The organism is Algisphaera agarilytica (assembly GCF_014207595.1).
In the GTDB taxonomy this organism is placed as follows: Bacteria; Planctomycetota; Phycisphaerae; order Phycisphaerales; family Phycisphaeraceae; genus Algisphaera; species Algisphaera agarilytica.
This window is the reverse complement of sequence record NZ_JACHGY010000001.1, coordinates 3,987,012-4,009,139: the sequence shown is the minus strand read 5'-3', so window position 1 is coordinate 4,009,139 and position 22,128 is coordinate 3,987,012. Positions and strand designations below refer to the sequence as shown.

Here is a 22,128-nt window from a genome sequence, read left to right as displayed (position 1 = left end):
TAGCGTCTTATCATCTCCCCTCCCTTGAGGGAGGGGCCGGGGGAGGGTGTCGAGGCTTGCGGTTTGCCGCGGTTTGGGGCGAGGTTACTCACCATCCCCTAACCCCTCCCTCAAGGGAGGGGGATTGACGCCGACGCTACAGGTGGAATAGGAATGCTCTAATTTGAAATGGATCGCCCCACTGCCCGCGCACGAAAAACCACGGCCGTGAAGCCGTGGTCAGATTTCGTTTCGCTTGAGATTCGCCGCGGGCTTAGAAGCTGCGACGCACGTTAACGCTGCGGCCGGCGCGGCGTTTACGGTTGATCAGCTTGCGGCCGGCGCTGGACCGCATGCGGGCGCGGAAACCGAACTTGCGGGCACGCTTGATCAGGCTGCGACGTTTGGGGTAGTGGGTGGACATCGGGGATTCTCGGGGGCAGAATTACTCGGGTTGGGCAAGGGCGTAATCCGTTAAGCCCTTGACATTACTTGACTTCAAACAAGGTCGACGTGTAGGTCGCGTTGCCGCGGGCGTCGAGGGTCCGCACGGTCAGGCTGTGGCCGCCGGGCGAAAGGTCGGAGAGTGTAGCCGACCAGGCCTCGCTTGTCGAGTCGTAGATCAGGTCATCAGGGAGGACGGGCGTGTACTCCTTGGCGTCGTCGAGGGTGTAGGCGACCGATTGGATCGGCGAGTAGGCGTCCTTCGCGGTGGCGGAGACCTTGGCGGTGGTGCCGGTGACCTCGACCTTGAGCTCGCCCGCGGCGGGCGGGGTGTTGTCGATCAGCACAGGGTCGGCCAGGCGGCGGGCCTGCATCGCCATATCGCCGGGGTTGTCCAGGCGGTCGTCCGCCGTGACGCGGAGGTGGTACCGCCCGTCCGGCACCTTGCGGGTGTCCCATTCATAGGACGCGTCGGCCAGGTCCTCGACAAGCGGGAGCCAGCCGTTCTTGGTCGCGGCGGCGGGTTTGAACTCCAGGTCGTACAGCAAGCGGTCGCCGTTTTCGTCGGTCGCTTCCCAGCCGATGCTCATGGCCGGGCTGGCGGGCTGATCGACCCCCGCGAAATCGGGGTAGGCCGCGGTGAAACTCGACACGCTCGGCCGGAGGTTCGGGGTGACGTAGGCGAGTTCGACTTTGCCCACGGTTGGGCCGCCGGCCTCTGCCGTATCGCCACCCTGAAGCGTGAGCCGGTATTGCAGGAACCGCGCGGGCGGCGAGCCGATGGTGTACTCCCGCGGCTGCAACGGATCTGCAACTTGAGCCGTCACCGACTCCGCCACGGACCATTCCGACCAAGCAGCGATCTCGGGGTCGGACACGTTGCCCGAGCGGGTTTCGACCTGGACCGTGCCGTTGTCACCCATCCCCTGTGCGGTGACGAGGAAGGTGCCCCAGAGGCTGATGTGCGTCGCGTCCAGCACATCGCTGGTGTAACTGCCTTCGCCGGCGGTTTCATCCGTAAGTTCGATCAAGGCCGCGGGGTTCGAGCCGCCGACCAGGATGCGACCGTCCGCCACAACGAGCGTTAGCAGCTGCTGGGCTTCGAGATCGTTGAGCACACTGGTTTCACCCGCCGCGGGGTCCAGCCGGTAGAGCTGCCCTTCGCTGCCGGTGCCCACGAGGATGTGCCCATCGGCCTGCTCGACGAGGTCCAGCACCGCGACCGATTCGCGGAAGACCTCGCTGACAAAGCCCTGGGTGTCGATGCGGTAGACCGCGTTGCCGGACTTGTCGCCGCCGGTGGAGGCGGGGCGAGCGTTGCGCGTGGGACGCGCTGCAGACTTGCCGCTGGCGGGTCCCGCCGCGACCTTGCCGGACTTGCGCGCGGCCAGGAGACGCTTGCGTACTTCTTCGCGGAGGGCGTCAAGCTGCTCGGGCGACGGCGGCCCGGCTTCGGCGATTTCAGTCTCCTCCGCCGAGTCCTCGGCCGCTGCATCTTCGGCGGCGGCTTCCTCGGTCGCCGCTTCGGCGCCCGCTTCGGTTTCCTCGGCAACGCCTTCGGCGGCTTCGGCACCCTCGGCGGTATCGAGAGGCTGCGGCTCGGGATCGCCCGGCAACTCGGCCGGCGGTGCGGCCTCGGCGTCACCCTCGGGTTCGGGGCGGCCGGTTTCTTCTTCGGTGGGGTCTTCCATCCGGCCGGGCGTGGCTTGCTCGGCGTCGGCGGTGCCCACGTAGACGCTGCCGTCCTCGGCAACCAAGAGCGCTCCGATTTCGGGCTCGTCGGCGTCGTAGGCCACAAAGGCCACGCCCTCGGCATCCAGGCGGTACACCAAGCCATCGGTGTCGGTCCCCGCAAAGATTGCACCATTGGCCCCTTCGGCCAGACAAAGCACGTTGGCCTGTGCGGTGTCGAGCAGCTCGACCGTTTCCCCGTCGGCGTTGACACCCAGGACTTTGCCTTCGGGCCCGGTGGCGAGCACCAACTGTTCGCCGTCGTTTCGCGTGGCCATGTCCCAGATGTAGCGGACGTCTTCGGGCAGCAGCATTTCACGCAGCACTTCGCCCTCGGCGTCGTAGGCCACGAGCTTCGACTCCTGGCCGCTGAGGGCCGCGGTGACAAAGCCTTCGCTGGAAGCAAGCAGCGCGAACACCTGATGGTCGGGGAGGTCGGCCAGCTCGGTGATCTCACCGTCGACCAGCTTCAACAGCTTGCCCGCCGGGCCCGCAGCGATGAAGGTCGTCTCGCCCACGACGGCCATGTCGTAGATCACGGTGACCTCTTCGGGGAACTCGCCGAGCGAATCCACCGCGGTGGCCAGCTTGATGTCGCCCAGGTTCGTGACCACGACCCCGTCGAGCTCGCCGGCCTCGAAGTCGGCCTCGGTGGAGTGGGTCCAGCGTTGGGGTTGGATGGCGTAGGCCGAGGGCAATGCGACCGGGCAGAGCACGGCCAGAGCGAGCAGCGGACGGACGAATCGTGGAGGGGTTGGCGTCAAAGTTTCATCCTGAGGTGGTGCCGAGTCGGCGGTAAATCTTGGTTCAATCCGTTAGAAGTCTGAAGTCGCAGCCATCCGGTCAAGGCTGATCGGGGACGACCCGCAGCGGCAAAAAGAGTTCGCCGGAGATGACCTGATCCGCGGGATAGGCCGATTCGACGAATCGCGGGAAGGGCATGGTGGTGGAAGACGCGGTCGAAGCGAGCACCATCGCTCGGCTCGAGGGCAGGTCGTTCATCGCCTGCCCTCCCACCGCGATGCCTTGGCGTTGCAGCGGTAGCCCGACGTAGATCCCCCGCGGATCAACGTCCGCGATGGTCTGCAACGCCCGCAGGAGCTGATCCGCATCGTCGATGTTGGCCAAGTCTGGCCGGGAAGCAATCATGCGGTAGCTATACGAATCCGCGTCGCTGATGAGCAGTTGATACTCGCCCTCGGTAAGGTCGGTGGGCAGGGTGAAAGGCAGGGTCCGGGTGAACGCCGGGCCGTCGAACGGCTGGAGCGTGAGCGTGACCTGCACGGTATCGCCGGGCTTGGCGACACGCTGGTCTAGGCTGGCCGACACCATGGACGCCATGTGGATGCCTTCTTCGACCTTGATGGTCAGGTCGGCCGACTCGAGCTTGAGCGGCTCGAACGGGTTCTGCATCAGCGCAATCATCGGCGGGAGCATGTCGAACATGAGGCCGTTCATGCCTTGGCCGGGGATCAGGCTGTCGAGCTCGAAGGTGCGGCCGCCGGTGAAGGTCATCGTGCCGGTGGCGTGCATGGTGTGGAGGATCGGCGTGCCCTGCACCGCGTTGAGGCTCGACGACGCAAGCAGCGCCACGATGTTGGGGGTCAGCAGGAAGTGGTCGACCGCGTGGTAGCTGTAGTTGCGGGTGGGCTGAGCGGGCAGGTCAACCTGGATGTTCACCGGAGCCGAGATGAACGCGATATCGCCCACACCCGCCACAGCGCTGGCCTCGTCACGGACGATGCTGCCGACGATGTCGAGGCTGGACGCCAGCTTGAAGCTGATCGAATCACGCGAGACCACAAAGTGCGTGTAACCCGAGGCCATCGGCAGACGTGAAGAACCCACCGAGTTCATCGCGTGGCCGAAGCCCAGCACGGTGCCGTCGGGCAGGACATCGGTCACGGTGCCCGCGGCGTTCACGTCCATGTCGCCATAAGCCAGCGGGATGCTCAGGACGCTGCCCGGTTCGAGCTTCACCTTTGCGGGATCGACATTGCTCGGCGGCTTGCCCGCCACCGAGGTGATCGGGCTGGACCTCGCCGCGATCCCGGCCGGTGCGAGTAGTGGAGCAAAGAACTCTGCCGTCTGGGCGTTGCCCACCGACATCGGCAGGTGCATCGGAACCACATCACCGCCCGTGGCCAAACCGGCGGGCACCTGAACCGATGCCAAAGCCTCGGCCTGGGTCTGCGTGGGCTTGAGTTGAGGCGAATGGCTCATCAGCTCTTGCATCCGGAGCAAGCCCGAGCGTGCCTGCTCCGAAGCCCCGACGCGCTCGGCCGCCGTCTCCAGCGCGACGATCGAGCGCTGCATCGTCCCGGGCGGCACCTGCGACACCTGAGCCTCATCCAGGTCTTCTTCCAGCGCTCGGTCCCCCACCTCACGCATGTACTCGATCGGCTGCACGCCGACCAAACACACATTCACATCCGAGTAGCCAAACGCAAACGCGCCGATCAGCCGCCCGCCTTCGCCGATCGTGCCTTCTTCGCCTTCTTCCCAGACGTACATCGGCGAGCCGGACATGCCCTGCACCGGACCGCTACGCATCATGCGTTCGTCCGAGCAGATCACCCACACGGTGCCCCGCTGAGCGGAGGAATCGCTGATCACGCTGACCACTTCGAAGCCGAACGGCTCGACCTCGCTGCCGTGGAAGACGGTCTTGCCGTAGCCTTTCATGCCGACCTTGACCTCGTCGAAGGCCATGATCGGCGTCGGCGCCGCGGGGGCCGGATCAGGATCGGCCGCATGGATTGGAGTCGCGCCCGTCGTCAACAGCAGACAAACGCCAAGCACACAAAGAAACCGCCGCATCGAATGGGTATGCATAGGAAATAAGCCTATTCGCCGAACAAACCTTTGACAAGCAGTCGGGCCGGTCCAATACTGTTTTATCGCTGTCGTCACGGCTGATCGCCTCGATGGTTGATGTGTTGAATTGATTTCACGGCATCCGTGCCCACATCACCCCGACCGAGCACCCGTCGCGCCACCGCTTGTTCCGAGCGACGTACCCGTGATACGCCTCGGATGGATTGAAAGTTCATCTCTCAGGTTAGCGCGATGCCCGAAGAAACGTTTGATGTACTGGGATATCGGTTCAATAACACCGACCTTCTTGAGGAAGCCCTCACCCACGCCTCCTCCGCGGACGACCGCCGGAAGTCCAACGAGCGGATGGAGTTCCTCGGCGACGCCATCCTCGGCTACGTCGTCTGCGAATACCTCTACCAGAACTTCCCGGACCTGCTCGAAGGCGACATGACCAAGATCAAGTCGGCGGTGGTCTCTCGCCGGGTCTGTGCCGAGGTCACCATCGCGATCAAACTCGACGCCCTGCTCAACCTCGGCAAGGGCATGTCGGGCCGGCCGTCCCTGCCCGCCAGCGTCGCCGCCGCGGTGCTCGAATCGATCATCGCCGCGATCTACCTCGATGGGGGCATGGAGGCCGCCAAGGACTTCATCGTCAAGCACATGGAGCCGTACATCCACGAAGCCGCCACGTCTCGGCACCAGCAGAACTTCAAGAGCGTGCTGCAACAACTCTCGCAGAAGCTGCTGCCCTGCAACCCGACCTACATCCTGCTCGATGAAAAAGGGCCGGACCACGCCAAGGCGTTTGAGGTGTGCATCGAGATCGAGGGCCGCCGGTTCAGCTCCGCCTGGGCCAACTCCAAGAAGCAGGCCGAGCAGCAGGCCGCGCTCAACGCCCTGACCGAGTTGGGTCTGGCCACCAAGGATGAGCAAGGCCTGGTTCATCTGGCCGAAGGCGACGAGTTACCCGAGACACTCGACCTGAGCGCCGCCAGCCCCGAGCAAGGCTAATGGTCTTGCCGGTTGCGGCTTAGCACACATCAACAAACCAAATTACAGGTGCGCCCGAAACGCCGAAGGGCTCATCCCTACGTACTTCTTGAACTGCTTGGAGAACGCAAACGGGTCGGGGTACCCCAGCTCGAAAGCGACCGCCTTGTTGCTCAACCCCCGCTCGGCGATCATCGTGCGGGCCCGGTCGATCCGGCGTCGGATGCGGTACTCGCCCGGCGGTAGCCCCACCTTTTCCCGGAACAATTTCCTCAGCCGCTCGTAACTCAAGCCGTACGCCTCGGCCATGGCCGACACATCCACCTCCGCCCCATCCACCCCCGACAACGCCTCACACACCGCCTCGATCGCGGCCTGGTGCGACCCCTCCCCCACCACCTCGGAGGCCGGCCGATAGAAGTCGTTCAACAGGCCGTGCGCCTGATTCAACAGCCGCGGCGCATCGAGTTCATCCGCGTCCCGCACCGCGTCCATCAGGTCGTCAATCCCCGCCAACAGGTCCTTCCGCACGCCGGGGTGGCGGATCCCGTCATCGTCCGGGAGGTGGCCCATATCCGACAAGGCGCGGAAAAACACGGCGGGCACCTGCATGAAGAACTCCACCCACCCGCCGTTCTCATCGGGAACCATAGAGTGGCGCCGGCCCGGGACATGGGGAACGAGGTCGCCCGCCTTCACGCGGTGAGCCCGGCCGTCGCCGTCCACGTACAAACCGCTCCCTTGAAGCAAAAAAACCACAACAAGCCGGTCTTCGATGACACGATTCCGATAGCTAAGCGATAAATCGTTCTTGATCAGCACGCCGCAATCGAACCAGGCTGGCCCCCGCTCGGGGCGTCCGCTGCGATAGAACGTGTCGTTGCGGTAGTCCTGCTTCAGCACTCGGCCCATACGTCCAATTATGACATGCTTTTGCCCAAGGGGGCAATGTCCGATGCCCGGAAATCGGATAGTTTGTTGGGCCGTTCAGACTTCAGCGGACGGTTCATGTCCGCCACACCTGCTTGCATTGGAGTATCGACCATGTCCGAATCAGTCGCTTGGGGCATCCTGGGTGCCGGAACCATCGCCAAGGCTTTCGTCAACGGAGCCCGTGGCCTGCCCCACGTCCGTGTCGCCGCGGTCGGCAGCCGATCGGTGGACAAGGCCAAGGCCTTCGTCGACGAGATGGAACTGCCCGAAGCCAACTGCCACGGCAGCTACGACGCACTGCTCGCCGACCCGGACGTCGATGCGGTCTACATCGCCACGCCCCACCCGATGCACCCCGAGTGGGCCATCAAGGCCGCCGAGGCCGGCAAGCACATCCTCTGCGAGAAACCAGTCGGCTTGAACCACGGCCACGCCATGGCCATGATCCAGGCCGCCCGCGAGAACAACGTCTTCTTCATGGACGCGTTCAAGGACCGCTGCCACCCACAGGCCCACAAGCTGGTCGAAGTCCTGCAGAGCGGCGTGATCGGCCCGGTGCGCATGATCCGCGTGTCATTTGGGTTTAACACCGACTACTGGGGCGCCAACCCCGAGGGCCGGCTGCTCAACATCGAACTCGGCGGCGGGGGCATCCTCGACGTGGGCTGCTACGCCGTGGAATACGCCCGCCTCATCGCGGGGGCCTCGGTCGGCAAGCCGTTCCTCAACCCCACCAAGGTCACGGCCTCGGGCCACCTCGGCGAGACGGGCGTCGACGAATGGGCCGCGGCCCACCTCGAGTTTGAGACGGGCGCGATCGCCGAGGTCGCCACCGCGGTCCGTGCGTCGCTGGACAACACCTGCCACATCGCCGGCGAACTCGGCACCATCTCTGTCCCCAACCCCTGGCTCAACAGCCGGGACGGCGCCGAGCAAGGCAAGATCATCGTCACCGTGAAGGGCGAAGACACCGTCCACGAAATCGAGTCGCAGCATTCGGCCTTCGGCTACGAGATCAAGGTCGCCACCGACGCCATCCTCGCGGGCAAACTCGAAGCCGACAGCCCCGCCATGACCTGGGACGACACGCTCGGCCAGATGGACACCCTCGACCAGTGGCGGCAAGCCATCGGCCTGACCTACCCGCAGGAAACCCCCGAAGGCTTCCCCACCCCGATCAGCGGACGCGCCCTGGCCCCCAGAGACGGCCACAACATGCAGTACAACCGCGTGCCCGGCCTCGACCGCGACGTCTCGCGCTTCGTCATGGGCTGCGACAACCAACGCACCTTCGCCCACACCGCGGTCATGTTCGACGACTGGATCGAGCGCGGCGGCAACACCTTCGATACCGCCTGGATCTACGGCGGCGGTGGCCCCGAGAGGCTCCTCGCCCAGTGGCACACCAGCCGCGGCGTGCGCGACCAGATCAACATCATCGCCAAGGGCGCCCACACCCCGCACTGCAACCCCGAAGCGCTGACCTCACAGCTGCTGGAGTCGCTCGACCGCCTGCAGACCGACCACGTCGAAATTTACATCATGCACCGCGACAACCTCGAGGTGCCCGTGGGTGAGTTTGTCGACGTGCTCAACGAACACGCCCAGGCGGGCCGCATTAAGGTCTTCGGCGGCAGCAACTGGACCCAGGAACGCTTTGTCGAAGCCAACGAATACGCCAAGGCCAACGGCAAACAGGGCTTCAGCCTCCTGAGCAACAACTTCTCCCTGGCGCGGATGATCAACCCGGTCTGGGCCGGCTGCATCGCCGCCACGACCGATGAGTTCCGCGAATACCTCATCGAAAACCAGATCGCCAACTTCGCCTGGTCCAGCCAGGCGCGGGGCTACTTCCTCTCGCGGCAAGCGACGGGCAAGGCCGGCATTTGGGACCACGACAACTCCTGGGACTCGCCGGAGAACCGCCAGCGCCGAGAGCGTGCGTTCGAGTTGGCCGAGAAATACAACGTCTCGGCGATCAACATCGCCGCGGCCTACGTGCTCTGCCAGCCGTTCCCCTCCTTCGCCCTCATCGGCCCGCGTTTCCTCAACGAGACCGCGACCTCGCTGCCCGCGATGGACCTCAAGCTGACCGCCGAGGAACTGGCTTACCTCGATCTGCGCGACTGAGCCGCATCCGATGAAGTCCAAGGCATGGCGAGCGCCCAGCGTTTAATCTACTCCCTATGCGACGGCCTCTGCCCCCCCGCTACTGGCGCCATCTAGGGCTATCACTGCTGTTCGCCTCGGCTTTGGTTGTGCCCATGGTGCTGGCCGGGGTTGAAGCGAGGAAACGCCACATCGTTTTGCACGGGCTCGACTCGCAGGACCTCGCCTTTCGCGAACGCGCGCTGAACACGATCATCCGCGAAGCCTCCAGCGACCCGAAACTCCGAACCCGAGTCGCGGGCCATTTGCCGGAGCTTTCCAGCGAAGCGGTGCTGCAGGTGTACCAAGCGATGGTGCTCGCGGGAGCCACCGAAGCCCCCGAACTCCGCCACGCCTGGCTGGGGCAACTCGACCGACTCGAATTTCCCCACCTGATCGCGATCGGACATCAGCTCCCCGGTGATGGCCTGGCTGAACGAAAAGCGGTCGTCAAGGCAGCGCTTCCCCATCTCGATACCGTCGATTCATCCGAGGATTACGATCGGCTGGTTTCTCTGCTCGACGCCCATCGCGCATGGTCTTGCCCTCCCGTTCCGGTGCATCACTACGTCAAATGGCTTGATCGGTGGGTGACTTCGCAAGACGCAGCGATACGCCGGGCCGCGGCATTCCAACTGGGCAACCTGCCGAGAGGTCACGGCTCAATCGAGCCGGTCTATCTCCACGACCGGCTGGTGTCACTGCTCGACGATCCCGAGCCCCGGGTTCGCGAGGCGGCGCTGCTTGCCATCGCCGGCCTTGTGCCACGCCACCCCTCGATTTACCTACCGGACATCGAGAACGCACAGCAAGACCCCGCACCGCAGATCGCAAGCTTGGCCAGCCGGTTGCTTGCCGTTTGGGAGCGTTCCACCACTCAACCGTACGAGGCCTCGGTGCGACCGGCCCCGCCCGAGAATTTCTTCAGCGGTTCATGGGATGACACAGACACATTGATCGCTTTTGAGTCCGCCGCCCCCGCATCGTTGGACGTGAAGCTTGATCCCGCCATGCCCCACCTCGTGCGCATCGCCGCCACAAGGGTAAGCCGTGACGCGGAGCCGCAATGGCTTGTTGACACCCTTCGTCTTAACGACCGGAGCGCTGTCCGCGACTTGGCCTGTGTCGTCTTGGCCAATCGATTCAGCCGAGAAGAGTTATCTGGTCTGATCGACCGACTTCTGAAAGATCACGACCCCGACGCCCGAGGTTCGGGCGCCATCCTTGTTGGGCTCACCGGCCAAGGGCTTGAACTGCTGCAGAGCGCCGAGCAGCAAGAAACACTTGTCACAACCGAGTATCTGATGCGCCTGGCCCAGTGGATGCAGAACCAGCGCCCGGAACTGGACACACAGCTTTTGGGCATGCTTGGCCGCAAAGGAATCCCCGAGTCCACGGTAATGCTGGCCATGCTGCACCGCGGTTTAAGCCATGACGTGCTGGACCATCTCTTGAGCTTCGGTAGTCCACTTGCACTTGAGACTTCAGCCCACGGTAATCCGTCACCTTTGCAATGGGTCTGGCACGATCGCTGGCATCAGGTTCTCCGCCGCTACTTGCCGGCGGAAGCCCCGCTGCCCCCGCCAGACGCCGATCCGGACGAAGTGGCCGAGCATTTCAAAGACCTGCTGGCATGGCACGCATTGTCGCGCCACGGCAGCTTCTAACCCGCTTGCCCCGCAGGGGCGACAACGCGTTAACGACGTAATCACATCGGCTTACACGTTCTCCGCTGTCCCAACCCGCGCGTCACGCCCCAAGAGGTGAGACGTGCTTTGTCGCTTCTGCGCGTCCGGCCCCCGGAGAACCGCCATGTCCCGATCCACCTTCTCGACATCCGTCCGCCTCCCGCTCGCCGCACTTGCGTTGGGCGGGGTGTTGCTCGCCAGCACCGGCTGCGCCACCGATCGCCAGACCGGCACCCTCATCGGCGCGGCGGTCGGCGCGACCATCGGCTACGTCATCGGCAGTGAAGCCGATCACGACCACCACAAACACAAACGACACCACGGCGTCCGAGACGTGTACTACGACAAACACCGCAGGGACCATTCGTACCCGCCGCATCGCGATCCGTATTGCAGATAAGCCCAACCGATCTCACACCGCGACGGCGACGCCTTCTTCCGCGAGGAAGTCGGCGCACCACGTGCGGATCTCGTCACGCACCCGGTGGAAGGTCGGCAGCATCTGTTCTTCGGTCAGCGTGCCGGTCTTGTCGTCGGGATCGTCGAAGGCGTGGTGGATCAATCGCTTGGCCCCGGGGAAGTAGGGGCAGGCTTCCTTGGCGTTGTCGCAAACCGTGATGACCGCATCGAAGTCGTCTTCGAGGTACTGGTCGAGGTGGTCGGAGCTGTGGCCGCTGATGTCGACGCCGGCTTCGTTCATCACCTGGATCGAGAGCGGGTGCACGCCGCCGGGCTTCGCGCCGGCGGAGGAGACTTCGACGGCGTCGCCGCCGAGGTGGGCCAGCCAGCCGTGGGCCATCTGCGAACGGCAGCGGTTGGCGGTGCACAGGACCAGGTATCGTTTCTTGTGAGTCATTGAGTCAGCTCCATGCCGGGTCGATGGCATTGGTATCGGGGTTGGGCAGGCGGTCTTCGACCACCGGGAGGCGGGGCAACGCCTCGATGAACTTTCGCCCGTACGGCCGGGTCATCATCCGGCTATCCAGGACAACGACTTTACCCGTGTCTTGTTTAGATCGGATGAGCCGGCCGAACCCCTGCTTGAACTTGAGCACGGCTTCGGGCAGCGAGTAGTCGGCAAACGGGTTGCCGCCACGGGCTTTGATCCGCTCGTTGCGGGCCTCGATGAGCGGGCGGTCGGGCACGACGAACGGCAGCCGGGTGATGATCACGCAGCGCAACGCCTCGCCCTGCACATCCACGCCCTGCCAGAAGCTGTCGGTGCCCAGCAGCACGCTGCGGTGGTCCTGTTTGAACTGTTCCAGCATCGCGGTGCGCGGCAGGCCCTCGCCCTGCACGAGCACGGGCATGTTGCGTTGGATGAGACGGGGCCGCAGCCACTCGGCGGTCCGCTTGAGCATGGCGTAGCTCGTGAACAATACGAACGCCCCGCCGTCGCTGTCATCGAGGTGGCGCAACAGCGTCGGCGTCATCTTGTCAAAGAAGGCGGGCGACCCCGGGTCGGGTAGATGACGTGCGACGACCAGCTCGGCCTGTTCGGCGTAGTCGTAGGGCGAGCCCAGCAGCAGCGACTGCGCCTCGTCGCAGCCAAGCCGCTGCTTGAGGTGGGCGAACTTGTCCGGGCCCGCAACCTGGTTGGCGGGGCGTGGCTCGGCGCTGGCCGTGGGCGAGGTGCGCCGCGGCGCGGTGGCGAGCGTCGCCGAGGTCATGACCACGGGCAGCGGGTCGCCCTTGCTGGTCTTGCTCTCGAAGAGGCGTTGCCGCATGAGGGGTCCGACCTCGATCGGCGAGCTGCACAGCTTCACGCGGTGGTACCGCCCCCGCCGGGACACCTCGGCCCAGTACACGCTGTCGGGCACGGTCTGATCGATCAGCGCCTTGAGCGTGTCGCCCAGCGCCTGGGCCCGGTCGGCGTAGCCCTGTACTTCGAGGCGATCGTCTTCGCTGTCCAACGCGTTCTTCACTCGCAGCAGCATGAGCGACAGTTCGTGCAGCAGCGGCGTCAGCGTGTTGCTGATGGGCTGCGGCTCGCGGATACGTCCGTTCCGGCCGCCCTGCTGCTCGTGCCAGACGATTAATTCATCGAAGAAGTTTTCGCTGGCGGTGTAGGCTTTTTCGAGCGCGAGCACGGTATTGTTGAACAGCCGCATGTCGAGCTTGTTCTGCAGCGAGGGCAGTAGGCCGCGGTGGCGTTTGGCCTGGTACAAACGCGAGATCAGGTAGCCGACCTGGTACTTGCTGACGCTCAGCCCGAAGTGGTCGCTGGCGACGTCCTCGATCGTGTGGGCCTCGTCCAGCACCACCGCGTCGTACGGCGGCAGGATCGCGTAGCCTCCGTCCGTCTCGGCCCGCAACGCCAGGTCGGCGAAGAACAGCGCGTGGTTCACCACGAGCAGGTCCGCGTTCATCATCCGCCGTCGGTCGCTCTGGTAGAAGCATTCCTTGTAGCTCGGGCAACGCTTGCCCATGCAGTCCTCGCTGTCGCTCTGCACGTCGTTCCAGACGTTGGGCGCTTCGAGCTGGGGCAGGCTGGCGAGCGAGCCGTCGGAGGTTTCTTTCGACCACGCCACGATGTCGCGGATGGTGCGTTCCTCGGCCGACTCGTCGAAGAGCGAGGCCTTGCGTTCCCACGCCCGGTTCATCCGCCGAAGCGAAACGTAATTCCCCCGGCCCTTCACGAGCACGGCCGAAAACTCATCGCCGCCCGCGCCGGGCAGGATCGACTGCAGCAGCGGGATGTCTTTCTCGATGATCTGTTCCTGCAACGCGATGGTGTGCGTCGAGATAATCACCCGGCGTTTCTGGTCGGCCCCGCGTTCACCGGCCCGGAGGATGTGCGCCACCGCGGGCAGCAGGTACGCAAACGACTTGCCCACGCCCGTGCCGGCTTCGACCATCAGCGGGTGGCCGGCGTCGAGCGCGTCTTCAACCGCTTCGATCATCTGCGCTTGTTCGGGCCGGTGCTCGTAGCGATCGCCCAATCGCCTTGCGATCGGGCCGTCGGCGGCGAGGATATCGGCGGGGTTGAACGTCACCTCGTGATTGTATGCCGACCGATGAAGCGTCGTGTGGAGCGAAAAGCGAGCAGCGCTCAGCGGTCGCCGTGCGGACCCTGGCCGTGCTGCATGCGGTCGAGGATGACGTCCTGATTGAGGATGGGCAGGAACGGCTGATAGCTGTCGGGATAGACGTCGAGGATGTACTGGGTCACCAGCCGGCCCACGGTCTCGTGCAATTGATCGGCGTGCCACGGTTTGGCGATGTACTGATCGATCGCGGCTTCGTTGATCGCTCGGATCGTGTCTTCGTGCGTCGCCAGGCCGGTGAGCAGAAGCTTGCGGGTGTGGGGCAGGTCACCCCGGCTACGGATCTGGGTGAGCAGCGCCACGCCCGTGATCCCCGGCATCACGTGGTCGGAGATGATCAGCGCCACGGGCATGCCGCGGTCGATCATGTCGTCGAGCACCGCCCCCGCGTCCTCGGCGTTCTCGGCATCGATGATGTCGAAGAACTCCGCAAACGGCTCGAGGTCTTTGATCAGCGCCGCGAGCACTTCGCGTTGGTCGTCGATACACAGGATCACGGGTTTAGACATCGAGCACCTCTCGGGGGAGTTGAACAATAAAACGGGCACCCGTCGGGGTGTTCTTCGCGGTGATGTTGCCGCCACATTCCGCAGCGACGCGTTGGACGATGGATAGGCCCAGTCCCAACCCGAAGTTCAGGCCGTGCGTCTTGGTGGAGAAACTGGGTTCGAAGATGCGGGGCAGCACGTCGTCGGGGATGCCCGGGCCGGTGTCGTCGATCACGACCATCACCGAATCGCGGGTGGCACGGGACGTGATGCTGATCTTGGGGCGACGGGTCGGCGTGCCGCCCGCGGTCATCGCTTCGATGCCGTTCTTAATCAGGTTCGTCCAGACCTGTACCAGCTTGCCCTGGCTGGCGCGGATGGTCGGCAGGTCTTGGAGGTCGGCGGACAGTTCGACGTGCTCGAGCTGGCCCCGGAGGAGTTTGAGGGCGGTGTTGATCGTCTCGTTGATGTCCACCGGCTGGTCGTCGCGGACACGGCTAGAGCCCAGGTTGCGCATCGACTGCACGACGTGCTCGGCCTGGTCGGCGGAGAGACGCATGTCGTGGATGGTCGCGCCGAGCTCCCACAGCCTGACGACGTGGTCGACGTTTTTCTTCAGGTCGTTGAAGCTCGCCAGGTGGGGTTCGGACAGGCCGGTGCGGGCGAGCTTGCGGGCGTCGCTGTACGACACGCCGAGCTTTTTCTCGAGGATCGTGGTGTGTTGCCGGACCTCGGCGGCGGAAGCGCGGCGGCCGTGCTCGAGCCCGGCATCGAAGGCGCGGTGCAACACACGCTCGTTCTGATCCACCACCAGCTGTACGGTTTGCGCGATCCACGACGTCCCGCGCACCAATACGGTTATCGCGTTGTTGAGTTCGTGAGCCACCCCCGCCGCCAGTTGCCCCAGTGCAGAGACACGTTGCAACTGATCGAGCTGTTCACGTGTCTCGCGCTCGCTTTCGGCCAACTCCAGGGCTTTGCGCTGCCGACGGATCAGTTCGCCCAGCACGATCGGCATGAGCAGGCGTTCCAGCGATGGCTCGCCGGGCTTGATCGGCATATCACGCTCGATATAGCCCAGCTCGGTTTCTTCCAACGCGGTGAGGGTTTGCGAGTTCACGCCGTTGCCGAAGAAGCTCTGCACCCCGACGAGGTTGCCCGGCCCCGCACGCAGGACATCGGTGAGCGTGCCGTCGTCTTCCGCGATATGGCCCCGCATCAGCCCGCTACGGACCCGATACAGACGGCGGTTCGGATCGCCTTGGTTCAAGAGCGTTTCGCCCGTGGCCAGACGTACGGTCCGCGTCGGCTCGTTGAAGTGCCGATCGATCACGTCCTGCAGGTTGGTGTTGCTCGGATTAGACATCACCATCATCATCCATCAGGTCAACGCCGCAGTCCATGACGGCGTCCGGGTCAGCGATCGAAGAAGCCCATGACGTTCATCAGCACCGCCATCACCGCGGTGAGGGCAAGACCCAGCGCACCGACCGCGAGGCCGGCCTTGGCCATGTGGCCGGTCTTGATCCAGCCGGTGGCGTAGGCCATCGCGTTGGGCGGGGTGCTGATGGGCATCGTCATCGCCAGCGAGGCGGAGAACGTCACCACGAGGATGAGCATCATCTGCCCGCCCAGCGGCACCAGCGAGCTCAGCGAAGCGCCCAGCGCCGCCATGATCGGCAGCACGAGGTTCGCCGCGGCGGTGTTGCTCATGAACGTCGCCATCGTGAAGGTCAGGGCCACCGCGATGCAAATGATCACCAGCGCGGGCATCGAAGCAAACGGGATGCTCTCGACCAGTGCCGCGCTCAGCCCGGTCGCTTGCAACGCCAGCCCCAACGCAAACCCGCCGGCCACCAGCCACAGCACGTCCCAACTCAGCCCCTTGAGGTCCTGCGAGGTCATGATGCCCGTGCAGCAGAACACCGCCACGGGGATGAGCGCGACCGTGTGCGAGGTCAGCCCGTGCACCGTGCCGCCGGTGAGCCAAAGCAGGATCGTCGCGGCCGAGGTGACATACACCACCCACGCCTGGGGGCTCCGCAGCCACCGCCCCTTGAATTCAACCTCGAGGTTCGGCTTGCTCGGCTTGAACATGAACAGCAAGAGCAGCCAGGCCACCACCAGCAGCACTATCACGAACGGCACGCCGAAGCCCATCCACCCGGCAAACGTCACGAGCGCCTGCCCGTCGCCGTCGACCAGGTACTTCATGCCCACGGCGTTGGGCGGCGTCCCGATGGGCGTGCCGATGCCGCCGATGTTCGCGGCGAAGGGGATCGCCAGGGCGAAGCTGATCCGGGCGGGGTCGACCGCGTCGATGCTGCGGAGCACGGGCATGAGCACCGCGAGCATCATGGCCGTGGTCGCGGTGTTGCTCATGAACATGGAGAACACGGCGGTGACCACCATCATGCCCAGCATCACCAGGGCCGTCCGCGTGCCGAAGGGCTTGAGCAGCACCCGGCCGAGGTTGGTGTCCATTTTGTATTTGGTCGCCGCCGCCCCGAGGAAGAAGCCGCCGAGGAACAGCATGATGATCGGGTCGGCGAAGGTGGCCATGATCGATTTGTACGGCACCATCTCGCCGAAGCCCTCGGGCGCTTCGCCACTCGGCATGAGCCACTTGATGCTCTTGTTCGAGATCGTCATCAGCTCCACCACGATGATCAACACCGACGTGGCAAAGATCGGGATCGGCTCGAGCACCCATAAACACAGCGCCAGAGCGAAGATCGCGACCACCCGGTGCTGGGTCACCGTCAGCCCGTCGATGGGGATCATGTCTCGGGGGATGAGTATCACGATCAGGGGGATGATCAGCGCGATACAGAGTTTGATCAGTCGGCCACGGTCCATCGAAACGGTCCCTTTGCGTACAAGTACGGTCCGGCCGGCTACAACCCGCTGGGGTGATCTGCAGCCTTCCGGCCAAGCCTTTGGCGATGACGGCTCGAACTATAGACCTTTCAAAAACCCGTGCAAGCAGCACCAGTTGCATGCGGTTTGCTCGGTCTTGTGCCTTCGTCGGCTCGCGGCGTGAACGAATTTCACACTTCTTGCGTTAAATCCCAATCACCGACTTAACCAAATTTCACCTTCGTGTATGATTGCGTTCGGCATCGACTTTTCTCTGCCTCGTGTCGATGCAGGGTTCACTTCGTTTTTTGTTCAACTATCGGCCTTGGGGGTTTGCGTGAGTTCACACCGTAACCGGGAGATCAGGGTATGAGGGGTTTGGTTGTTTCGGGAGTTGTTTACACGTTGACCGTCGCGGGCCTATCCGCCTCGGGCCAACCGATGGACTTGTCGGACCCCAGCGTTGCGCCGGGCACGACCATCACCGACATCCAGGTGCTCTCCACCAACCACACGATCAAGCTGACGCCGTACGCGCAGAACCCCAGCGGGATCAACATGGGGCTCACCACCGACATGCAGTTCGATGCCCTGGGCCGAACGCTGTTGACCTCGCTCGATGGCCGGATTCACCTCATCGACTCCGCCGGGGACATTCAAGCCACGCCCTGGATCACCACGCCGTCGGCCGACGGCTTCGCCAACCTCAGCGAGCCTTTTGACTACGGCCTGACCTCCATCGCCCTGCACCCCGACTTCCACAACACGGGCAGTGCCGGCTACGGCAAGTTCTACACCGTCGAGGCCAACAACACCCCGCCCGCCGGCGGGTTCGACTCCGACTTCGACCACCCGTTCTATGGCTACCACGAGAACGGGACCATCTTCACCAAGGGCGAGCACGAATCGGTGCTGGCCGAGTACACCACCACCGCCCCCGGCGCGTCCACCTTGTCGCTGGGCACCGACACCACCCGGCGAGTGCTCGCGACTTTCCACCAGGAGCACCACGGCCACAACATAGGCGACCTCGCCTTCGGACCCGACAACCTGCTCTACGTCACCTCCGGCGACGGCGGCAACGCCACCGACTACGAGAACAACTCCAGCAGCCCCGACAACGCCTACGGCAAGATCCTCCGCATCGACCCGCTCACCCTGACCAACACCGCCGACCGCTCGGTTTTCTCGGTCGATGGCGAGGCCCGCTTCTCCGTGCCCACCGACAACCCGCACTACGACGGCGGCACGATCGGGGCCGAGGACATGGTCTTCGTCTACGGGGCCCGCAACCCCTACCGCATCAGCTTCGACGGCGACGACGCCTACGTCAGCGAAACCGGACAGGCCAACATCGAATCCATCAAGTCCTTCAACGTCAGCGACGTGCTCAGCGGCGACTCGGCCGGCGACTTCGGCTGGGGCTTGCTTGAAGGCTCGTTCATCTACTTGGGCAACCACAGCTCCGACAGCACCCACCACCGCGTCGGCGGGCCGACCAACCTGATCCCGCCCACTTCCGTAGGCAAGGTCCTCGCCGACTACGACCCGGTCACTAACCCCAACCCGATGGTGCAGTTCATCACCCACCCCAACGGGACCATCGCCAACAACGAATCGGGGACCACACGCAATACGGCCATCATGCGTGAACTCACCGACGAAGAAGTCGCCCGCTTGTTGGCCATCGTCAACGGCCCGGTCAACGACCTGCCCGTCTTCGAGTACGACCAGACCGACGGCGTCAGCCCCATCGGGGGCTTCGTCTACCGCGGTTCGGAACTGCCGGAACTCTACGGCCAATACATCTTCGGGGAGTTCCAGGGCGTGGGCGAAGAGTTCGACGAAGAAGGCCGAACCGTCGGCGACGGCGGACGCCTGCTCTACGGCGACCCCACCGGCACGCCGGGCAGCAACACGGTCTTCCAGATGCTGATCGATCCCGACGGCGAAGAACTGCCCTACCGCATCACCGGCTTCGCGCAGGACGCCAACGGCGAACTCATCCTCGTGGGCATCGACGAAACGTTCAGCGGCGTCTTGCTGTCGATCACCGCCACCGTCGCCGAGCTCCTCGCCGGGGACTACAACGGCAACGGCATCGTCGACGCCGCGGACTACACCGTCTGGCAAGACTCCTTCGGTTCGACCACCGACCTGGCTGCGGATGGCAACGGCAACGGCGTCATCGACGCGGCCGATTACACCGTCTGGCAGGACAACTTCGGCAACACGAACCTGCCGGCCTCCACCATCATCCCCGAGCCCTCGGTGGCCCTGTGCCTGCTCGCCCCGCTGCTCATGACATCGAGGCGATCGGGCCGATGTTCCCGCACGCGTCGCATCTGAGTTGTTTCTTTCGGAGCAGCGGGATGCCCAGAAGCACCACCGTGCTGATCGCCCAACCGATGCCCGCCCGGACACGGTAGACCTCGGTCGAGCCGCAACGTGAACACCGTCGGCCCGATTCGTCTTCCGGAAACTCCTCGACTTCGAGGTCGACCGAAGCGCTGCCCACCCTCGCGTCACGTAGCATCAATTCTGCGGACTGCAGTTGGTCTTCGGGCACCCGCAGGTCCACGCCGACCGCGATCCCGTACATCCAGTCCGTGCCCACGGTGTGCTCATTCGCCAGCCGAACGGGGACGCCACAACCCTCGAGCATGGCGCGGTCCAGGTGGGCCTGCTCGGCCGTGTTGTAGGTCCGAAGCACCTTCCATTCCGCATCGGGCTGGAACGCAGCATCTGATTCGCCGCCACGGATTTTGGTGAGCAGCGCCAGGACTAGCAGAACCAAAAGGGCCAGGAGTAAGCCCCCCGTCACCACCACCGCAACAAGAACCAGTGCCGATCCGCCCATGGGACGAGTATATCCCGCCCGCCTGCCCCACAACTGCGAATCTCAACGCCGCGGCTTGCTTGCACCCACAAAAAAACCGCACCGTTTTCACGGTGCGGTTTTGTATTTCGGAGGGCGTCGTCACGCCGCCGAAGCGGGCGACGACATCCGAGGGCGTTAGAACTACTTGAGTTCGACTTCGCCGCCGGCTTCCTTGATCTTCTCGGCGAGGGCTTCGGCCTCTTCCTTGGGCATGGCTTCCTTGATGGTCTCGGGGGCACCGTCGACCATAGCCTTGGCTTCCTTGAGGCCCAGGCCGGTGGCTTCGCGGACGGCCTTGATGACCTGGATCTTCTTGTCGCCGCCAGACTTCAGGACGACGTCGAATTCGGTCTTCTCTTCGGCTTCCTCGGCCGCGCCGCCACCACCCGCACCGGCAACCATCACGGCACCGCCAGCGGCGGGCTCGATGTTGTAGGTTTCCTTGAGGTAGTCCGCCAGATCAACGGCGTCCTTGAGGGTGAGACCGACGAGCTTGTCGCCCAGTTCTGCGATTGCTGCTTCTGCCATAACTAAAACTCCAAACGTTGCGTCTCCCATAGGTCGTCGACCATCGACGATTTAACCCCAGCGGGGCCAGTGAGAGATCGTGTAATTGATTCATGTAGGGTGGGCACAGCCCACCGGGTTACGTAAAAAACGATTAATGGTGGGCGGTGCCCACCCTACGGTTAGCCCACCTTGGCGATGGTTTCGCCGTTTTCCAGCTTCTCTTGGATCGTCTTGATGATGCCCGCGAGGTTCTTGCCGGGGGCGGTGATCGCGCTGACCAGGTTTTGGGCCGGGGTGAGCAGGATCTGGACGACCTGGGCTTGGGCTTCTTCCTTGGTCGGGTATTCCGAGAGCTTCTTGATCTCGTCGGGGCCGAAGGTCATGCCGTCCATGACGGCACCCTTGAACTCCATGTTCTCGAGCTTCTTGGCCCAGTCGATGAGTTCACGGGCGACGCCGACGACCGAGGTGTCTTCGCTGGCGGGGAAGACCATGGCGGCGGGGCCTTCAAGGAACTCGTTGAGTCCTTCGAGTTCGCCGCCGGCGAAAACGCCCTTGGCGAGGCTGTTCTTGATCACGCGGACCTTGATCGACTTCTCGGCCAGCTCGTTGCGGAGGGCGTTGTTGTCGTTGGCTTCGACGCCGCGGATGTCGATCAGCACGGCGCCGCTGAGGTCGGCGAATTCCTTGGCGTAAGCCGAGGCGATGAGGTTTTTAACGGGCTTGCTCATGGTTTTGCTCGCTGCGCTCGCAGGCGCTAGTGGTTAGGCGCTAGGCGCTAGGTTGTGTTTCGTTATTCGAGGAAGGTTCGTATGTTTTCCTAGCGCCTAGCGACGAACGCCTAGCGCCTATCAGGACTTCACGCTTCGACCAGAACCGAGGGCGTCATCGTCGCGGTGATCGCGATCTTCTTGACGTATTGACCCTTGGTGGCGGCGGGCTTCAGACGGGTGATGAGCTTGATCATCGCTTCGGCGTTCTCGACGAGTTGCTCGGCCGAGAAGCTGTGCTTGCCGATCGGGGCGTGGATGTTGCCGCCGTCGTCGTTGCGATACTCAACCTTACCGGCGACGAAGGCCTTGACGGCCTCGGCGATCTTGGGATCGACGGTGCCGGCCTTGGGCGAGGGCATCAGGCCCTTGGGGCCCAGCACCTTACCGAGCTTGGACACGACCCGCATCTGGGCGGGCTCAGCGACGGCGACGTCGAAATCCATCCAGCCGCCTTCGATCTTCTTCACCAGCTCTTCGCTGCCAGCCTCGATGGCGCCAGCGGCCTTGGCTTCTTCTTCCTTTTCGGGAGCACAAAAAGCGACGACGCGCTTCTGGGCACCACCGATGCCGTGGGGAAGCGAAACCGAGCCGCGGAGCATCTGGTCCGCTTGCTTGGGGTCGATACCCAGGTGCATGTGGAGCTCGACGGTCTGGTCGAACTTGGTGGCGCGGAAGCCTTTTAGGCGTTCCACCGCTTGGGAGAGAGGCAGCACGTCGTCGTTAGCGACCCGTGCGTCGGCGGTATAGCGTTTACCTTTTTTCCGAGACATCAACTTTCCTTTCGATTGGCCGTCTCACGATTGAGCGGCGGAATCTCCCACGGTCAGGGCCCGTGGT

Annotated in this window: 18 protein-coding genes; 5 read left to right on the top strand and 13 right to left on the bottom strand. The window is 64.1% G+C overall.

Translation table 11 applies throughout. The features are described from left to right. Nucleotides 1-253 precede the first annotated feature (253 nt). From HNQ40_RS17365 to HNQ40_RS17355, 3 genes are all read right to left on the bottom strand, one after another. A complete protein-coding gene (locus HNQ40_RS17365; protein WP_184679080.1) occupies nt 254-403 on the bottom strand; it encodes a large ribosomal subunit protein bL34 in 150 nt (49 codons plus the stop codon). Nucleotides 404-467: 64 nt separating this feature from the next. Beyond that, on the bottom strand, nt 468-2,918 hold the full coding sequence (locus HNQ40_RS17360; protein ID WP_184679079.1) for an Ig-like domain-containing protein: 2,451 nt from the start codon (nt 2,916-2,918) through the stop codon (nt 468-470). Nucleotides 2,919-2,997: 79 nt separating this feature from the next. Continuing rightward, on the bottom strand, nt 2,998-4,989 hold the full coding sequence (locus HNQ40_RS17355; protein WP_184679078.1) for a hypothetical protein: 1,992 nt from the start codon (nt 4,987-4,989) through the stop codon (nt 2,998-3,000). A gap of 234 nt (nt 4,990-5,223) precedes the next feature. On the opposite strand from HNQ40_RS17355, the gene rnc reads away from it, so the two are divergent. Continuing rightward, a complete protein-coding gene (gene rnc / locus HNQ40_RS17350; protein ID WP_184679077.1) occupies nt 5,224-5,985 on the top strand; it encodes a ribonuclease III in 762 nt (253 codons plus the stop codon). 42 nt (nt 5,986-6,027) lie between these two features. Here the strand turns inward: rnc and HNQ40_RS17345 are convergent, their stop codons facing one another. Beyond that, nucleotides 6,028-6,876: a helix-turn-helix domain-containing protein gene (locus HNQ40_RS17345; protein WP_184679076.1), complete on the bottom strand. Its 849-nt coding sequence runs from the start codon at nt 6,874-6,876 to the stop codon at nt 6,028-6,030. A 132-nt stretch (nt 6,877-7,008) separates the two neighbouring features. Here HNQ40_RS17345 and HNQ40_RS17340 point away from each other — a divergent pair, with 132 nt between their 5' ends. From HNQ40_RS17340 to HNQ40_RS17330, 3 genes are all read left to right on the top strand, one after another. After that, nucleotides 7,009-9,027, top strand: coding sequence for an aldo/keto reductase (locus HNQ40_RS17340; RefSeq protein WP_184679075.1), 2,019 nt, complete (start codon nt 7,009-7,011; stop codon nt 9,025-9,027). Nucleotides 9,028-9,161: 134 nt separating this feature from the next. Then, nucleotides 9,162-10,712: a hypothetical protein gene (locus tag HNQ40_RS17335; protein ID WP_390675705.1), complete on the top strand. Its 1,551-nt coding sequence runs from the start codon at nt 9,162-9,164 to the stop codon at nt 10,710-10,712. A 145-nt stretch (nt 10,713-10,857) separates the two neighbouring features. Beyond that, nucleotides 10,858-11,133 (top strand): glycine zipper domain-containing protein, encoded by a 276-nt coding sequence (locus HNQ40_RS17330; RefSeq protein ID WP_184679073.1) that lies wholly within the window; start codon nt 10,858-10,860, stop codon nt 11,131-11,133. Nucleotides 11,134-11,145: 12 nt separating this feature from the next. Here HNQ40_RS17330 and HNQ40_RS17325 read toward each other — a convergent pair whose 3' ends face one another. Genes HNQ40_RS17325 through HNQ40_RS17305 form a run of 5 tightly spaced genes read right to left on the bottom strand, consistent with a single transcriptional unit; the run spans nt 11,146 to nt 17,127 of the window. Beyond that, on the bottom strand, nt 11,146-11,589 hold the full coding sequence (locus HNQ40_RS17325) for an arsenate reductase ArsC (protein WP_184679072.1): 444 nt from the start codon (nt 11,587-11,589) through the stop codon (nt 11,146-11,148). Nucleotides 11,590-11,593: 4 nt separating this feature from the next. Next, nucleotides 11,594-13,729 carry an ATP-dependent DNA helicase gene (locus HNQ40_RS17320; protein ID WP_221435608.1) on the bottom strand — a complete coding sequence of 712 codons (2,136 nt, stop codon included), beginning with the start codon at nt 13,727-13,729 and terminating at the stop codon, nt 11,594-11,596. Between the two features lie 56 nt (nt 13,730-13,785). Next, nucleotides 13,786-14,289: a response regulator gene (locus HNQ40_RS17315; protein WP_184679071.1), complete on the bottom strand. Its 504-nt coding sequence runs from the start codon at nt 14,287-14,289 to the stop codon at nt 13,786-13,788. Next, nucleotides 14,282-15,634 carry an ATP-binding protein gene (locus tag HNQ40_RS17310; RefSeq protein ID WP_184679070.1) on the bottom strand — a complete coding sequence of 451 codons (1,353 nt, stop codon included), beginning with the start codon at nt 15,632-15,634 and terminating at the stop codon, nt 14,282-14,284. The genes HNQ40_RS17315 and HNQ40_RS17310 overlap by 8 nt, the downstream gene beginning before the upstream one ends. 50 nt (nt 15,635-15,684) lie before the next feature. After that, nucleotides 15,685-17,127 carry an SLC13 family permease gene (locus HNQ40_RS17305; protein ID WP_184679069.1) on the bottom strand — a complete coding sequence of 481 codons (1,443 nt, stop codon included), beginning with the start codon at nt 17,125-17,127 and terminating at the stop codon, nt 15,685-15,687. 441 nt (nt 17,128-17,568) lie between these two features. Between HNQ40_RS17305 and HNQ40_RS17300 the strand changes: the two genes are divergently transcribed. After that, nucleotides 17,569-19,476 carry a PQQ-dependent sugar dehydrogenase gene (locus tag HNQ40_RS17300; RefSeq protein WP_221435607.1) on the top strand — a complete coding sequence of 636 codons (1,908 nt, stop codon included), beginning with the start codon at nt 17,569-17,571 and terminating at the stop codon, nt 19,474-19,476. On the opposite strand, the gene HNQ40_RS17295 is transcribed toward HNQ40_RS17300, so the two are convergent. The 4 genes from HNQ40_RS17295 to rplA all read right to left on the bottom strand — a co-directional run bounded on the left by HNQ40_RS17295 (nt 19,427) and on the right by rplA (nt 22,061). Further along, the gene (locus tag HNQ40_RS17295; protein ID WP_184679067.1) at nt 19,427-19,987 is read right to left on the bottom strand and encodes a hypothetical protein; all 561 of its coding nucleotides are present in this window, start codon (nt 19,985-19,987) and stop codon (nt 19,427-19,429) included. The two genes, HNQ40_RS17300 and HNQ40_RS17295, sit on opposite strands and share 50 nt — an antisense overlap. A 162-nt stretch (nt 19,988-20,149) precedes the next feature. Continuing rightward, nucleotides 20,150-20,536, bottom strand: a complete 387-nt coding sequence (gene rplL / locus HNQ40_RS17290) for a 50S ribosomal protein L7/L12 (RefSeq protein ID WP_184679066.1) — start codon at nt 20,534-20,536, stop codon at nt 20,150-20,152. Nucleotides 20,537-20,697: 161 nt separating this feature from the next. Then, nucleotides 20,698-21,249, bottom strand: coding sequence for a 50S ribosomal protein L10 (gene rplJ, locus HNQ40_RS17285; protein ID WP_184679065.1), 552 nt, complete (start codon nt 21,247-21,249; stop codon nt 20,698-20,700). Nucleotides 21,250-21,377: 128 nt separating this feature from the next. Further along, nucleotides 21,378-22,061 (bottom strand): 50S ribosomal protein L1, encoded by a 684-nt coding sequence (gene rplA / locus HNQ40_RS17280; protein WP_184679064.1) that lies wholly within the window; start codon nt 22,059-22,061, stop codon nt 21,378-21,380. Between the last annotated feature and the right edge of the window lie 67 nt (nt 22,062-22,128).

Excerpts from the sequence above, each read along its gene's own strand:
- HNQ40_RS17365 (WP_184679080.1), bottom strand. The coding sequence starts at position 403 with ATGTCCACCCACTACCCCAAACGTCGCAGCCTGATCAAGCGTGCCCGC.
- HNQ40_RS17355 (WP_184679078.1), bottom strand. The coding sequence starts at position 4,989 with ATGCATACCCATTCGATGCGGCGGTTTCTTTGTGTGCTTGGCGTTTGT.
- rnc (WP_184679077.1), top strand. The coding sequence starts at position 5,224 with ATGCCCGAAGAAACGTTTGATGTACTGGGATATCGGTTCAATAACACC.
- HNQ40_RS17345 (WP_184679076.1), bottom strand. The coding sequence starts at position 6,876 with ATGGGCCGAGTGCTGAAGCAGGACTACCGCAACGACACGTTCTATCGC.
- HNQ40_RS17340 (WP_184679075.1), top strand. The coding sequence starts at position 7,009 with ATGTCCGAATCAGTCGCTTGGGGCATCCTGGGTGCCGGAACCATCGCC.
- HNQ40_RS17335 (WP_390675705.1), top strand. The coding sequence starts at position 9,162 with ATGGTGCTGGCCGGGGTTGAAGCGAGGAAACGCCACATCGTTTTGCAC.
- HNQ40_RS17330 (WP_184679073.1), top strand. The coding sequence starts at position 10,858 with ATGTCCCGATCCACCTTCTCGACATCCGTCCGCCTCCCGCTCGCCGCA.
- HNQ40_RS17325 (WP_184679072.1), bottom strand. The coding sequence starts at position 11,589 with ATGACTCACAAGAAACGATACCTGGTCCTGTGCACCGCCAACCGCTGC.
- HNQ40_RS17315 (WP_184679071.1), bottom strand. The coding sequence starts at position 14,289 with ATGTCTAAACCCGTGATCCTGTGTATCGACGACCAACGCGAAGTGCTC.
- HNQ40_RS17310 (WP_184679070.1), bottom strand. The coding sequence starts at position 15,634 with ATGTCTAATCCGAGCAACACCAACCTGCAGGACGTGATCGATCGGCAC.
- HNQ40_RS17305 (WP_184679069.1), bottom strand. The coding sequence starts at position 17,127 with ATGGACCGTGGCCGACTGATCAAACTCTGTATCGCGCTGATCATCCCC.
- HNQ40_RS17300 (WP_221435607.1), top strand. The coding sequence starts at position 17,569 with ATGGACTTGTCGGACCCCAGCGTTGCGCCGGGCACGACCATCACCGAC.
- HNQ40_RS17295 (WP_184679067.1), bottom strand. The coding sequence starts at position 19,987 with ATGGGCGGATCGGCACTGGTTCTTGTTGCGGTGGTGGTGACGGGGGGC.
- rplL (WP_184679066.1), bottom strand. The coding sequence starts at position 20,536 with ATGGCAGAAGCAGCAATCGCAGAACTGGGCGACAAGCTCGTCGGTCTC.
- rplJ (WP_184679065.1), bottom strand. The coding sequence starts at position 21,249 with ATGAGCAAGCCCGTTAAAAACCTCATCGCCTCGGCTTACGCCAAGGAA.
- rplA (WP_184679064.1), bottom strand. The coding sequence starts at position 22,061 with ATGTCTCGGAAAAAAGGTAAACGCTATACCGCCGACGCACGGGTCGCT.